The 13,998-nt window shown below is 61.4% G+C and carries 14 protein-coding genes and 1 pseudogene; 7 read left to right on the forward strand and 8 right to left on the reverse strand.

The annotated features are described in order from the left end of the window. Together ACW4DH_RS18680 and gfa are read left to right on the forward strand one after the other, a co-directional pair. Positions 1-142: pseudogene (locus ACW4DH_RS18680) on the forward strand (S-(hydroxymethyl)glutathione dehydrogenase); the annotation flags it as partial. 12 nt (positions 143-154) lie between these two features. Then, a complete protein-coding gene (gene gfa / locus ACW4DH_RS18685) occupies positions 155-817 on the forward strand; it encodes an S-(hydroxymethyl)glutathione synthase (RefSeq protein ID WP_459637913.1) in 663 nt (220 codons plus the stop codon). Between the two features lie 78 nt (positions 818-895). On the opposite strand, the gene ACW4DH_RS18690 is transcribed toward gfa, so the two are convergent. The 7 genes from ACW4DH_RS18690 to ACW4DH_RS18720 all read right to left on the reverse strand — a co-directional run bounded on the left by ACW4DH_RS18690 (position 896) and on the right by ACW4DH_RS18720 (position 7,097). Then, complete coding sequence (locus ACW4DH_RS18690) at positions 896-1,201, reverse strand: carboxymuconolactone decarboxylase family protein (RefSeq protein WP_459637914.1); 306 nt, start codon at positions 1,199-1,201, stop codon at positions 896-898. A gap of 322 nt (positions 1,202-1,523) precedes the next feature. After that, positions 1,524-2,645 (reverse strand): molybdenum ABC transporter ATP-binding protein, encoded by a 1,122-nt coding sequence (gene modC, locus ACW4DH_RS18695; protein WP_459637915.1) that lies wholly within the window; start codon positions 2,643-2,645, stop codon positions 1,524-1,526. Positions 2,646-2,667: 22 nt separating this feature from the next. Further along, complete coding sequence (gene modB, locus ACW4DH_RS18700; RefSeq protein ID WP_459637916.1) at positions 2,668-3,363, reverse strand: molybdate ABC transporter permease subunit; 696 nt, start codon at positions 3,361-3,363, stop codon at positions 2,668-2,670. After that, positions 3,363-4,223 carry a molybdate ABC transporter substrate-binding protein gene (gene modA / locus ACW4DH_RS18705; RefSeq protein WP_459637917.1) on the reverse strand — a complete coding sequence of 287 codons (861 nt, stop codon included), beginning with the start codon at positions 4,221-4,223 and terminating at the stop codon, positions 3,363-3,365. Before modA ends, modB begins: the two co-directional genes overlap by 1 nt. 96 nt (positions 4,224-4,319) lie before the next feature. Further along, positions 4,320-4,700 carry a winged helix-turn-helix domain-containing protein gene (locus ACW4DH_RS18710; protein ID WP_459637918.1) on the reverse strand — a complete coding sequence of 127 codons (381 nt, stop codon included), beginning with the start codon at positions 4,698-4,700 and terminating at the stop codon, positions 4,320-4,322. Positions 4,701-4,968: 268 nt separating this feature from the next. Next, the gene (locus tag ACW4DH_RS18715) at positions 4,969-6,264 is read right to left on the reverse strand and encodes an MFS transporter (RefSeq protein WP_459637919.1); all 1,296 of its coding nucleotides are present in this window, start codon (positions 6,262-6,264) and stop codon (positions 4,969-4,971) included. Between the two features lie 356 nt (positions 6,265-6,620). Then, complete coding sequence (locus ACW4DH_RS18720) at positions 6,621-7,097, reverse strand: redoxin family protein (RefSeq protein ID WP_459637920.1); 477 nt, start codon at positions 7,095-7,097, stop codon at positions 6,621-6,623. Between the two features lie 574 nt (positions 7,098-7,671). On the opposite strand from ACW4DH_RS18720, the gene ACW4DH_RS18725 reads away from it, so the two are divergent. Genes ACW4DH_RS18725 through ACW4DH_RS18745 form a run of 5 tightly spaced genes read left to right on the forward strand, consistent with a single transcriptional unit; the run spans position 7,672 to position 12,834 of the window. Then, positions 7,672-8,739: a class I mannose-6-phosphate isomerase gene (locus ACW4DH_RS18725; protein WP_459637921.1), complete on the forward strand. Its 1,068-nt coding sequence runs from the start codon at positions 7,672-7,674 to the stop codon at positions 8,737-8,739. Between the two features lie 23 nt (positions 8,740-8,762). Beyond that, the gene (locus tag ACW4DH_RS18730; protein ID WP_459637922.1) at positions 8,763-9,791 is read left to right on the forward strand and encodes an SDR family oxidoreductase; all 1,029 of its coding nucleotides are present in this window, start codon (positions 8,763-8,765) and stop codon (positions 9,789-9,791) included. 32 nt (positions 9,792-9,823) lie between these two features. Beyond that, a complete protein-coding gene (locus ACW4DH_RS18735) occupies positions 9,824-10,888 on the forward strand; it encodes an aldo/keto reductase (RefSeq protein WP_459637923.1) in 1,065 nt (354 codons plus the stop codon). 18 nt (positions 10,889-10,906) lie between these two features. Continuing rightward, entirely contained in the window at positions 10,907-11,665 is a 759-nt protein-coding gene (locus tag ACW4DH_RS18740) for an SRPBCC family protein (RefSeq protein WP_459637924.1), read from the forward strand. After that, positions 11,665-12,834: a zinc-dependent alcohol dehydrogenase gene (locus ACW4DH_RS18745; protein ID WP_459637925.1), complete on the forward strand. Its 1,170-nt coding sequence runs from the start codon at positions 11,665-11,667 to the stop codon at positions 12,832-12,834. The genes ACW4DH_RS18740 and ACW4DH_RS18745 overlap by 1 nt, the downstream gene beginning before the upstream one ends. A gap of 117 nt (positions 12,835-12,951) precedes the next feature. Here the strand turns inward: ACW4DH_RS18745 and ACW4DH_RS18750 are convergent, their stop codons facing one another. After that, entirely contained in the window at positions 12,952-13,839 is an 888-nt protein-coding gene (locus ACW4DH_RS18750; protein WP_459637926.1) for an ABC transporter substrate-binding protein, read from the reverse strand. Positions 13,840-13,998 lie beyond the last annotated feature (159 nt).

The following is a 13,998-nucleotide window of genomic DNA, read 5'->3' on the forward strand; positions in this document are numbered from 1 at the left end:
GCCGGGCTATGTCGACCGCTACATGAAGGGCGAGCTCAAGATCGACGAGTTCGTGACGCACGATCTGCCCTTCGAGAAGATCAACGAAGCCTTCGAGCTACTGCATGAAGGCAAGAGCATTCGCTCTGTGCTGCATTACTGAGTGAGGTGACGTATGTCGTGGTTATCGAATGTCATGTCTGGCTTGCGTAACGATAAAAACAATTCTTCGGATGAAATAAAAGGACAACCCTCCATGAGCAATATTCATATTCATCCTATGGTGGATAATGGCGTCGGCACGGGAAGTGCCAATTTCGATGGCGGAACCCTGCATTGTCACTGCGATCACGATAAGGTCGAGGTGACCGTCAAGGCCCAGTGTGCCCACAATCATGTATGCGGTTGTACCAAATGCTGGAAGCCGGAAGGGGCGCTTTTTTCCTTGGTGGCGGTAGTGCCCAAGGACGCAGTGAGTGTTACGGCGCATGAGGAAAAACTCAAAGTCGTCGACCCTTCGGCGGCTATTCAGCGCCATGCTTGTCAAGCGTGCGGCGTGCACATGTACGGTCGTATCGAGAACACCGAACATCCTTTTTATGGGCTGGATTTTATTCACGTAGAGCTCTCGAACGACAAAGGATGGGCCGGTCCGGAGTTTGCGGCTTTTGCGTCGTCCATCATCGAGTCGGGAGAGAATCCGGACAATATGGGCGAGGTGCGGGCACGGCTCAAGGAACTGGGATTGGAACCCTATGATTGTCTCTCGCCTGCGTTGATGGATGTCATCGCAACGCATAATGCCAAGGCGAGTGGGGCGCTAAAAGGCGCCGCCTAACTGAGCCTGAATCTCTCAATAGCTTGATGGCATAAAGTCGTACGGCCGCTGTCGGATTTCGACAGCGGCCATATTCAATCAGTCTTTAAACATGTGCGTGGCATGGGTAATGGCACCGCCTGCACGTATAGCGGCCGCCACTAGCGCCGTTTCACTCAGTTCGGCGTCGTTGGCGCCTGCGTCGCGGGCCGCCTGGGTGTGAAGTTCGATGCAATAGGGGCATTGAGTGGTCATGGCCACTGCCAATGCCAATAGCTGTTTGGTTTTCCCATCGATGGCCCCTTCGGCGAATGCCGCCTTATCAAAGGCCCAGAACGCTTCCATGCCCCGTTTTGCGTTGGCTTCCAGTTGACTTATTTTTTCCAGATTCTTTGAATCGTACATGGCGTTACCTACGTTGTTATGCTTATTAAGGGTAAGTGTTTTAGACGTGATGGCTGGTTCGATTTCGATGCTTCGGCATTGCATTAGCAGAGCGATATTGACCCGTGCCTTTGCAACTGTAGCGGAGCCCTATGGATTGCGCCATTTCGCCATTCAAAACCCCGCAGGCCTGATTGAGAGGGCTTTAAGAGCGAGTCGCGCTAGAGATTAACGTGTCGTTAAATAAGCGGCATAGAAACCTCACCAATGCCCAGGCCAAGAAAATACCCCATGCTAGAGTTGGGTATGTTGCTCGCGAAAAACGCGCCTGAGTCATATCGCTTCAGCGGCTATCGAATGCCACGCTGCGTATCAAGGCGACGACAGGCATGCCTTCCTGCAAGCCCATTTCCTCACACGACTTGCGCGTCAGGCAGGCGCGCAGCGGCTGCTCGCCGAGACGCAGTTGGAGCTCTACAGTGGACTGGCGAGTATCGGCTTCGCCGATCCGTTCGATAGTGGCATCGAGCCGGTTGCGATAGCTGGTATGGCTGGGAGAAGACAGTGCCAGAGCCACGTCGCGCACCGGAATGCGCAGGCGCAGTGTGTCGCCAATCGCCGCATCGACGGCGGGGATCTCCAGTGGCTGGCCATCGGCGAGGCGCAGGCGAGTGAGCGCATGATGGGCGTCGTGCGCAACGACGTTGGCCGTGACCACCGATGCGGCATCGAAGCCGCCTAGATGCTTGGTGAGGTCGAAGCGCATCAATAGCGCATCCAGGCGGCCGTGGGCGAGCACCCTCCCTCGTTCGAGCAGCACCAGATGGTCGGCAATCGCGGTCAGTTCGCCGGGGTCGTGGCTGACGTAGATGATGGGGATGTCGATGTCACGGGCCAGCCGGGCGATATAGCGCAGCAGCTCCTGCTTGCGAGTGCCGTCGAGGCCGGTCAGGGGTTCATCCATCAGCAACAGGCGTGGCTCGGTGAGTAGCGCCCGGCCGATGGCAACACGTCGCGCTTCGCCACCCGAGAGCGTGGCGGGAAAACGGTTCAGCAGGGCCTCGATTCCCAGTAACGCTACGATGGCGTCGAAGCGCTGCTGCCTCGCAGAGCGCATGCCGTAGGTGAGGTTGCCGCGTACCCGATAATGCGGAAATAGCCGGGCTTCTTGGAACACTACCCCAAGCTGACGGCGATGTGGTGGCACGAACACGCCGCGCTGGGTGTCGGTAAGGACTTCTTCACCGATACAGATGCTGCCGTTGTCGGGTATGTCGAGCCCGGCGATCATGCGCAGCAGGCTGGTCTTGCCGCTGCCCGATACGCCGAACAGGGCGGTGACACCGCTGGCGGGAATCGCCAGTGCCGCATCGAGCTGGAAATCCCCCAGACGTTTACTGAGATCGAGGGTCAGTCCTGGGGCCAGGTTGCGCTGGGGAATGTGCGTGGCAGTGACATCGGCCATGATAGACGTCTCGTAGTCAGCGTTAACTGTCGCGTTCATGTAGGCGTCTGCGCGCCTGGCGGGCCAGCCACTCCGAGGCGAGTAGCGCGAGCATGGCAATCACGATCGACAGGGCGCACAAGCGCGCGGCGGCGGCTTCCTGCCCCGGCATCTGGATCAGCGTGTAGAGCGCCAGCGGCAGGGTGCGTGTTTCGCCTGGAATGTTGGAGGCAAAGGTGATGGTGGCGCCAAACTCCGAAAGCGCCCGCGCAAAGGCCAGCACCGTGCCGGTCAGCAGACCGGGAAACGCCAAGGGCAATGTGATGGTGAAGAATATTCGCCAGCGATTAGCGCCCAGTGTGCTGGCCGCCGCCTCTAGCTTGACGTCCACCGCTTCCAGCGAAAGGCGCACGGCGCGCACCAGTAGTGGAAAGGCCATGACGCCGGCAGCCACTGCCGCGCCTTGCCAAGTGAATGGCAGGGAAATATCGAACCAGCGATTCAGCCACTGTCCCAGCCAGCCTTGACGGCCCAGCGCGATCAGCAGCAGGTAGCCGACCACCACCGGGGGCAGTACCAGTGGCAGGTGCAGCAGACCATCGAGCAACGCCTTGCCGCGAAACTCGTGACGCGCCATCAGCCAGGCGACCGCCACGCCCGGAATGAGTATCCAGCCCACCGCAGTGCCCGCGACTCGCAGACTGATGAGGATGGCTTCCCATTCAGCGCTGGTGAGCATCAGCGGGACTTTGACTCAGGGCTGGGCGTATCGGCAGGCGTAAAGCCGAAACGGGTGAAGATCTTCATGGCCTCGTCGCTGCCCAGCCAGTCGCGAAAGGCGAGGGCGGCGTCACTGGCCGGTGGGTTGACGAGGGCCACCGGGTAGGTGATCGGCTCATGACTGGTGCTGGGAAACACGCTGAGCTGACGCACCTTATCGCTGGCCTGAGCGTCAGTCTGGTAGACGATACCCAGCGGCGCTTCGCCACGCTCGACCAGCGCCAGCGCGGCGCGAACATTGTCGGCACGCGCCAGGCGCGGCTCCAGCGCTTCCCACTCACCCATCGCTTGCAATGCCTGCTTGGCGTAAATGCCCGCGGGAACATGGTCGGGGTCGCCCACCGCGAGACGGCGCCCCTCGTCGAGACGCGCAGCAAGCGACTCGCCTTGGCCCAGCGTGAAGGTCGCCACAGAGTGGGAGTGGTCGGGAGTGCCGATCAGGACCAGTCGGTTCTGCAGCACATCGGCGCGGGCTTGCAGCTTGATGTCCTGTGCCGCCAACCAATCCATCCACTGCTCGTTGGCGGAAAAGTAGAGATCGGCCGGGGCGCCGTTGGCGACCTGGCGCGCCGCGGTGGAGGATGAGGCATAGACCGGAACGATATCGACCTCATGCTGCGACTCATAATGCTCGACAGCGGCATTCAGGGCATCGGTGAGCGAGGCGGCGGCATAGACATTGACGGTAGCAGGCGCGGCCTGGGCAAGCGTCGCGCTACCGGCGAGGGTGGCCAGGGCAAGTCCAGCCCCCACCAACCATTTAGGGACGCGCGGGAGTGCGCGCAGGACATGCGCCTGATTGAGGACCGGCCCGAGCATGAACGTCTCCATGGATATTCCGTTATGTATGATTGGATATAACGGAAATACTATAGTCATATTGGCGCTCTCCGCCAAGCGGAAAACGGTGCCGGGTCAGGAGGAATCGGGGATTGAGGTGTCGTCCAGCAGTGCCAGCAGCGCACGTGCCTCGTCGCAGACATTCGGTGCCAGGCGCCGTTGCAGGGCACGGTAATGGGCAAGAACTTCATGGCCCAGTGGGGTCAGGCTGGCACCGCCGCGCAGGCTGCCGCCCGTAGAGGTGGTCACGATCGGCGTGGTGAAATGACGGTTTACCGTCTCGATGAGCTGCCAGCCTTTCTTGTAGCTCATGCCCAGCTCGCGGCTCGCCGATGAAATCGAGCCGGTGCGTTCGATCGCTTCCAGCAGGTCGGCCTTGCCGGGGCCCATCACGACATCCTTGTCCGCGACGAGTCGCAGCTGAAAATGCGGGGTAGCATGGCGGGTTCGAGTCATGGCGTATCCGTTGACGATTAAAGCTCTGTTTTAGCATGACCCGCGCGGTGCTGCAGTGCGTAGTGGCAAAGTAGAGATAAATAAGAGACTTGGCGACATCGAGGTGTGGCCGTTACGCGAGTTCAATGCGCCGCAAGACGCGTCGCATCTGTATCGTCAAAGGGGCCGAATGGGCGAGGCCAAGGCTGCCTATCGGCGAACCTTGGCCTCTCATCCCGCAGCCGGAGCGTCAGCTCCTGTCCCGGCGATCGGATTTACTGAGTCAGGATCATGTTTGAGTCACCGCCTTGATGATTCGCCAGCGCTCATGCTCCTCATAGAACTCGGGATCATCGAATAAGTCGGGCTGGGTGTCGTCGAAGACCATTTCCAACCCTTGCGCACTGGTCTGCACCAGCGGCTCGAAGTGTGCAGTTTCACCGGTGATAAGCGGCGAGACGCGATGACGGTGATAGATCGCAAAGGTGCCGAGCGACGCTAGTACACAGGCGATATAGAGTGGCAGTGCCTGGGCACCGAAGAGATGCATGACAAACCCCGCGACGATGGGGGCGATGGCGCTGCCGGCCCCCTGCAAGACCAGCATGTCGGAGGAGCCGGAGACGACTTCTTCGGGATGCAACTGGTCGATCAATTGCGCCACGGCCAACGGATAGAGCGAGAAAGATAACCCGCCCCACACGAAAAATAGCCCCATCAATACCGGTTGGGTCGGTGCCAGTGGCATCAAGGCGGCGAATATGGCGGCCAGGAGGGCGACATAGGTCAGGACACGCGGGCGATCGTGCTTGTCGGAGAAGCGTCCGATAGGTATCTGCAGCAGGGCCCCGCCGAGGATAGTGATACTCATCACCAGGCCCACGCCGCCAATGTCGAAGCCGAGTTGCTTGGCGTAGACCGGTGTCATTGCCCAGAAAGCGCCCATCGCCAGCCCTGACAGCGCCGATGACGTCACCGGCATGGGCGCAAAGCCGATCAGCGACTTTAGGCTGCTCTTGGGGCGGTCGGGAATGATCGGCTGGGCGCGGCGGGTCATGGTGATCGGCAGCAGAGCCCAGCAGATCAGAATCGAGGTCAGCGAGAACAGTAAAAAGCCACCGGGCGTGTCCAGGCGCAGGATCTGCTGCGCCACGGCAATCGCTCCGAGGTTCACCAGCATGTACATGGCGAAGATGCGTCCGCGCTCGTGCGAGGGCGCTTTGCTATTGAGCCAGCTTTCGACCACCGTCATCAGCGTTACGAACGATAGCCCATAGACGAAGCGCAGAATCAGCCAGACCCAGGGGTTGACGAAGATGACATGCAACAACGCGCCCGAGGCGCAGATCGCCGCACAGAAGGCGAAGGTGCGAATGTGGCCGACGCGGCGAATGAGCCGGCTGCTGACCCAGGTGCCGCACACGAAACCCACGAAGTAGCCCGACATGATGATGCCCAGCAGCGAGGTGGAAAACCCCTCATCGGTGCCCCGCAGAGTGAGTAGCGTATTGATCAGTCCATTGCCGAGCAGCAGGAGCGCGACGCTCCCTAGCACTGCGCGGATGGGATGCAGTAATGCCCGCATGCCATGCTCCTTGCATCCTGGTCTCGAGAATATTTAGCAATCGTCGTGCCAAAAGGGACTGTCAGGCTATCGGACACCCTTCGCGCAGACGGAAATTTTCGGAGGGAAAATTAGGAGATTAAGCGTTATTGATCAAATAGCCTTTAAGGACATCGACTTAGCAGAAGTAATCCAGTCGGTGGGTTCATTCGGGTGGGTTCATGCGGGTGGGTCACGGGCAAGCGGATGTGGCGAGGCTGAAATAGTGCGGATGGGATACTTTGGCTCATGCTGGCGCGCTATCTACAGGCAGGGCGGCAGAATGACGCTATGGCTGGCTAGCCGGCGCGGATACGCCGGCATCGGTGTCCACAATGTCACAGGTGCTGGAGGATAGTCTCGGCACTGCTCTGCTCCACGCCCTTGGCATCCACGCCGAGATATTCCACGACGCCATCGTTGGCGATCAGCGCGAATCGTTTGCTGCGAATGCCCATGCCGCCACCGGTGGCGTCGAGCTCCAGGCCTAGCGCCTTGGTGAATTCGGCGTTGCCGTCGGCGAGCATGGTAAACGCCTGGGCATTCTGGTCTTTCTGCCAGGCATTCAACACGAAGGCATCGTTGACGGCCATGCAGGCGATGGTATCTACGCCCTTGGCGAGAATCTCGTCGGCCTTGATCACGAATCCAGGCATGTGAGTGTTGGAGCAGCCGGGAGTGAAGGCGCCGGGAACGGCGAACAGCACCACTCGCTTGTCGGCGAACAGCTCGCCGGTGGAAATATCTTCCGGCCCCTTGTCACCGTTGGTCTTGAGCATGATGTCGGGAATCTTGTCGCCTACGGAGATGGTCATGCGTTGCTTCCTTTCTTGACGGATAAGACGGCTGCCAAGGCATGCCGCAGTGATCGTTCGATCTTCAATGTAACAGGAGATATGGCTACGCAAATACCGTGGCTGACCCTTTTCGCGTTGCCGCGCTTCATGCCATGGCAAACAACAAGGGCGGCAGGGTCGCCAAGAAGCACCAAGTAATGCCGGAAACGGGAGCATATCAGGGCGGGTCTTCTGCGAGCCTGGTCATCCCCAAGCGAGTCGGCAAATCCTGCGGCAGCACCTCAGACAACATATCGTTACTCGCGTTGGCTGGTGTAATGCCTGTTCATGGCTAAAGTCTAAATCATGCTTGAGTCAAATCCAGTGGATTAGCCCTTCGGACGCATGATTGGTCGTAGCGCTATGCCGCAGCGCCATGAGAGGGCCGAGCATGGCGTCCTTGAAGTTTCTTCCCGGCAGAAAACGATCAAGGAGAGATCGATGTGCCCGCCGAGACAACAACGGACTGCGCTACTGGCTTCCGGTCCAGGCCGCTATGCCCCCGTTACCCGGCGGTGTGCCCAACATCATCTGACCTGCAAGGAGTGACGCCATGGACTGGTATCCCCTTAGCCTGACCACGCCCACCCGGTCGCACATCTTCGGCGGCACGCTCATCCAGCAGCATCTGGGGCGGACGGGCCTGTCGCAGGCACGCATCGCAGAGACCTGGGAAGTCAGCGATGTCGATGGCGACATCGCTCAGGTGGCGGAAGGGCCGCTTGCCGGCTCGCGCCTGCGCGATCTGGCCATGTCACATCCGGATGCGCTGGTGGGGCCGGGCTGGCGCGGGCCGCATTTTCCGCTGCTGACGAAGTTCATCGACGCAACCGGCATGCTGCCGGTGCATCTGCATGCCGACGACGAAACCGCCCAGCGCCTGGAGCAGCAGCCCAACGGCAAGACCGAGGCCTGGCATATTCTCGAGGCCAAGCCCGGCGCGACCGCGCTGGTGGGGCTCCAGCCCGGCGTCGACAAGGAGACCTTGCGCGACGCGCTGTGGCGGGAGAATTACGACAGCGTGATGCGCCGTCTCCCGGTACGCGCAGGCGAGACGATCTACGTGCCCGGCGGCACGCTGCATTCGTTCGGCCCGGACACGCTGATCTACGAGATCGAGCAGACCTCGGACATCCAGCAGCACGCCATGCCCTGGAACATGGAAGATGGCTCGCCCGTGCCGCCCGAGGAGCGCCGCGCCAATATCGACAAGCTACTCGAGGAGTTGAAACCCGAGTCCCGCCCCGACTTTCGCCCCGGTCTACGCATTCAGGTGAAGGAGGGCATCGACCGCCTAATCTGTTGTGCCGGTCCTTATTTCGCGCTGGAGCGTTGGCGAGTCGATGCCGACGTGCCGCTGCATTACGGGTTCGAGCGTGCGGTGGTCCTGAGCAACGTCGGTCAGCCGGTCACGGTGTGCGCTGGCGCCTGGCGCGGCGAACTCGGCCGGGCCAAGAGTCTACTGCTGCCCGCCGCGCTCGGCGAGGTGGAGATCAAGGGGCCGGCGGATTTGCTGATCGGTTACGTTCCCGAGCTTGAGAAGGATATTCGTGCGCCGCTGGAAGCGGCCGGCTACAGCGCAGAATTGATTGCGAGCCTGGGAGAAGGGTTCGCGGGTTGAGAATTACTACGGAGGTCAAATTCATGGAATCCGATAAGAAGTTCGATCCTGCCCGTCGGCAGGTGGTCGGCGGCTTGGTTACCGGTGTCGCGGCGGCGGCCGCTGCACCGGCATTCGCTCAGCAATCGTCAGGACAGGGAGATGCCAGGCAAGCAGGCGCGGGTATCGTGGCGGATATGCAGGATCCGAGTGACCAGTACCCCCAGCCGCCGTTTCCACGCCAACCTCAGGAGTGGCCGGGGCTCGCCAGCGAGATGACGCCACGTCCGGATCATGGCGAAACGAGCTACAAAGGCGCGGGAAGACTGGCCGGACGCAAGGCGCTGATTACCGGTGGCGATTCCGGCATCGGGCGTGCCGCGGCGATTGCTTACGCTCGCGAGGGGGCGGATGTGGCGATCAACTATCTCGCCGCCGAAGAGTCGGACGCCCACGAGGTGATCGAACTGATCGAAGCCGAAGGCCGCAAGGCCGTGGCCATTCCCGGCGACATTCGTGAGGAATCCTTCTGTCAGGAACTCGTCGAGACGGCGGTGCAGGAGCTCGGCAGGCTCGACATTCTCGTCAACAATGCCGCCCGGCAGCAGTCGCAGGATTCGATTCTCGATCTCACCACCGAACAGTTCGATGCGACGTTGAAGACCAACCTCTACGCCATGTTCTGGATCACCAAGGCCGCCATGCCGCATCTGCCGGAAGGCGCCTCGATCGTCAACACCGCGTCCGTCGTGGCGTATGACCCTCCGGCAAACCTTCTCGATTATTCGCAGACCAAGGCCGCAATCGTTGCCTTCACCAAGGCGCTGGCCAAGCAGGTCGTGGAGAAGGGCGTCCGCGTCAATGCCGTGGCGCCGGGGCCGTTCTGGACACCGCTTCAAGTCACCGGCGGTCAGCCGCAGAGCAAGGTCGAGGAGTTCGGGAGTTCCACGCCTATGGGGCGTCCGGGGCAACCGGTGGAACTCGCGCCTATCTATGTATTGCTCGCCTCGCAGGACTCCAGCTACGCCACCGGTCAGGTCTATGGCGCCACCGGCGGCAGCGGAGGACCCTGAGGATACTCATCAACGGACAGAGAGGATACGACATGGAATATCGTCAACTGGGCCATTCGGGCCTGAAAGTCTCTCAGCTCATGCTGGGCACGATCACCTTCGGCGGAGAGGCCGGCTTCGAGAAGGTCGGCAACATCGATGCCGATCAGGCGCGGCGCATGATCGACATCGCCTGCGAGGCCGGCGTCAATACCTTCGACACGGCCAACATGTATTCGATGGGCCTTGCCGAGGAGGTGCTTGGCAAGGCACTCAAGGACAAGCGTGACGAGGTGCTGATCACTTCCAAGGTGCGCACGCCGATGGGCGAAGGCCCCAACGACGGCGGCGCCTCGCGCTATCACATCATTCGCCAGTGCGAAATGAGCCTGCGCCGTCTGGGCACCGATCATATCGATCTGTATCAGTTGCACCAGTGGGACGGGGTCACGCCGATCGAGGAGAGCCTCGCGGCTCTCGACCATCTGGTGCAGTCCGGCAAGGTGCGCTACGTCGGCACCTCGAACTACAACGGTTGGCAGATGATGAAGACCATGGCGGCGGCCCGGGAACATGGGCTGATTCGCCCGGTCAGCCAGCAGATCTACTACACGCCGGAGTCCCGCGAGGCCGAATACGAGATCCTGCCGGTGGGGCGCGATCAGGGCCTGGGTACGCTGATCTGGAGTCCATTGGGTGAAGGCTTGCTCACCGGACAGCTGCGCCGCGGCAGGGAGTTGTCCTCGGACCATCGCCAAGGCACCGACTGGCCCGAGCCCTATGTTCACGACCGCGAGCGCCTCTACGACATCATCGACCTGCTGGTCGAGATTGGCGACGGCCATGGCGTCTCGGCGGCACGGGTCGCGCTGGCTTGGCTGAAGGATCGCCCCGGCGTGACGTCGCTGATCCTGGGCGCACGCAACGAGGATCAGCTCAAGGACAACCTCGCCTGTCTGGAACTCGAACTCAGCGAGGCGGAGGTCGACCGTATCGAGGAGGCGACCCGCCCGGTACCGATCTACCCTTATTGGCATCGCGCCATGAACGGCACCGATCGCCCGGAACCGGCGGATGAGCCGTTCATGAAAGGCTTTCGCAAGACCATGGGCTTGTAAGTCTCAAGGAGGTAGAGCATGAACGATTCCTGGCAGGATGATTCTCTTGTCGCCATGCGCAGCAAGCCGGCGAGTGCCGGCCAGCTTTCCGGCGGGGAGCGGGCTGCTTCTCTTTTGGGCGGGGGGTTGTGCGTCGGGCTGGGTCTACGTCGACACGGTGTTGGCCGGCTGGTACACCTGGCCCTGGGGGGTATGCTCATCTCCCGCGGTGCGATGGGGTATTGCGGGATCAAGAAGGCCCTGGCGCCGAACTCCTATGAGCAGGACATGGCGGCGGCGCACGACTGGAAAAGCGCCAAGGTCACCTCGCGCAGCGTGACCATCAACAAGCCGCGCGAGGAGGTCTTCCGCTTCTGGAAGGACTTCAGCAATCTCGCCCGTTTCATGGAGCATATCGAGCGGATCGACGTGATCGATGCCCGGCGCTCCCACTGGGTCGCCAGCCCGGCGCCGGGCAAGCACCTTGAATGGGATGCCGAGATCACCGATGAACGCGAAAACGAATACCTCGCCTGGCAGACCCTCGACAATACCGATATTCACCAAGCCGGCTGGGTCAGCTTCCGCGATGCGCCGCAGGGGCGGGGGACCGTGATCCAGGCGGTGTTCGCCTACGAACCGCCGGCGGGTCATGCCGGCCACGTGGTGGCCCGGTTACTGGGCAAGGATCCGGGCACCCAGGCCGGTGATGACCTGCGCCGGCTGAAGCAACTGCTGGAAATCGGAGAGATCACCACCAATGCCGCCCGCCCCGGGGCGCAGCGAGGAGGCCGCTGATGCGCGCACTGACATGGCAAGGCACCGACAAGCTGAGCGTCGAGACGCTGCCCGATCCGGAAATCGTCAATCCTCGCGATGTCATCGTGCGCGTCACGATGTCGTCGGTGTGCGGTTCCGACCTGCATCTGCTCAACGGCTATGTGCCGACGATGAAGCCAGGGGATGTGCTGGGGCATGAGTTTCTCGGCGAAGTCGTCGAAGTGGGCAGCGCCGTGACCGGACTGGCGAAGGGCGATCGCGTGATCACCGTATCGATCATCGGCTGCGGGCATTGCGAGCCCTGTCGGCGCCAGGAATTCTCCTGCTGCGACAACTCCAACCCCAACCCCGCGACCACGGAAGCGCTGTACGGCTACGCCTGCGGGGGCATCTTCGGCTACAGCCATGCCTTCGGCGGCTATGCCGGCAGTCATGCCACCTACGTGCGCGTGCCGTTCGCTGACGTCAACGTTTTCAAGGTACCCGAGGGGATCAGGGACGAGCAGGCGCTGTTCGTCTCCGATGCCGTGCCCACCGGCTACTTCGGCGCCGACATTGCCGATATCGAGCCGGGCGACACCGTTGCCGTGTGGGGGTGCGGTGGGGTCGGGCAGATGGCAATGCGCAGTGCCTATCTGATGGGCGCCGAGCGTGTCATCGGCATCGACCGCTTTCCCGATCGTCTGGCGTTGGCGAAGGACAAAGCTGGCGCCGAGGTGCTCGACTACACCCAGGTCAACGTGCATGAGGCGCTGGTCGAACTCACCGGAGGGCGCGGGCCGGATCGCTGCATCGACTGCGTGGGGCTGGAAGCGCATACCACCGGGGTGGAACACATCTATGATGCCACCAAGCAGCAGCTACGCCTGCACACCGAGCGCGGCGCCGCGTTGCGCCAGGCGATCCGTGCCTGCCGCAAGGGCGGCACGGTGTCGGTGCTGGGTGTCTATGCCGGCATGATGGACAAGTTCCCCATGGGCGCCATCGTCAACAAGGCGCTCAGCGTACGTTCCGGCCAGCAGCCCGGCCAGCGCTATATCGAACGCATTTTCGAACACATCCAGAAAGGCGAGCTCGACCCTGCCTATCTGCTCACCCATCCGATGAGCCTGGAGGACTCGCCCAAGGGGTACGCGATGTTCCGCGACAAGGATCAGCAGTGCCTGCGGGCAGTGTTCATGCCGTGACGAGCCCAGGCCTGGCGGATATTCCTGCAAGATGCCGCCGCCAGGCCAGCCCCCTTGGCCCTTGGGGATGATGAGAGCTGTTAAACGGGTCTGCAACCGAAGGTGGCGTCGGCTAGCCTAGGAACCTTGCACTGCGTTGACCACTTCATCGACCTGCAAGCTCAGGCTCTGCAGTCCGCCACCGGAGAGGTACCACAACTCCGGCGACAGCATCTCAACACTCACATCTTCCGCCCCCGCATCGGCCAGTGACTGGCGCAGTGCGTCGAGGTCGGCGGCATCATCGCCGATGGCGGCGCTGCGATCGACGATCAGCAGCACATCGGGAGCGATCTCGGCGATAGCCTGCGGTGAAAGTCGCGTAAAGGTGCGATTGCCGCGAGTCTCGCTGGGGACGCTATCGGGAATTTTCGGCAAGGTCAGACCGAGCACCTCGTAGGCTACCGGATGGCGGTTGAGCATCAGATTGCCCTGATTGTGGGTGGCTATCAGGACCGGCGGTGCGTCGTCGAGACGCTGGCGGGCTTCGTCGATCTTTTCGTGCAACGTCTGGAGGGCCGACTCTGCCGGCTTCTCGGCATCGAAACGCTCTGCCAGCTGCCTCACGTTGGCATCGAAAGCGTTGAGGTAGTCATCATCGTCCAGAGTGGTATCCATGACCGGTGCCACCGCCTGGAGGGATTCGCGCTGCTCGCTCTGGCGTCCGGTGATCAGAATCAGCGTCGGCGATAGCTGACGGAGCGTTTCGAGATCGGGCGATTTCAGCCCGCCGACATCGGCATAGGTATCGTCGGCGTACTGGGCAAGATAATCCGGCAGGCTCTGCTTGGGAACGCCGACGACCTGATCGCCAAGGCCCAGGGCATCGAGTGTGTCGAGACTGCCGTAGTCGAACGACACTACGCGCTCGGTCGCGGAGCCGTTGCCGGAGGAAGTCTCGGCTGCCAGGGCCGGGGTACTGGCCAGGGTGAACAGCGCGGCGGTGAGTAATATGTTCAGCTTCATGGATCATCCAGAGAGTCATGTGAGGCCATTGAAAGTAATGCTTCTCATTAACTAATGGTAGTCATCAAACGACATGTGGCGGTAGTGGTTACGCAACGCCACGTTGCGTGATCTGGCGCATTTCGAAGCTGCTACTTTTAAGTCACCTGCAGGGGTGTC

This window comes from Halomonas sp. WWR20 (assembly GCF_054602495.1).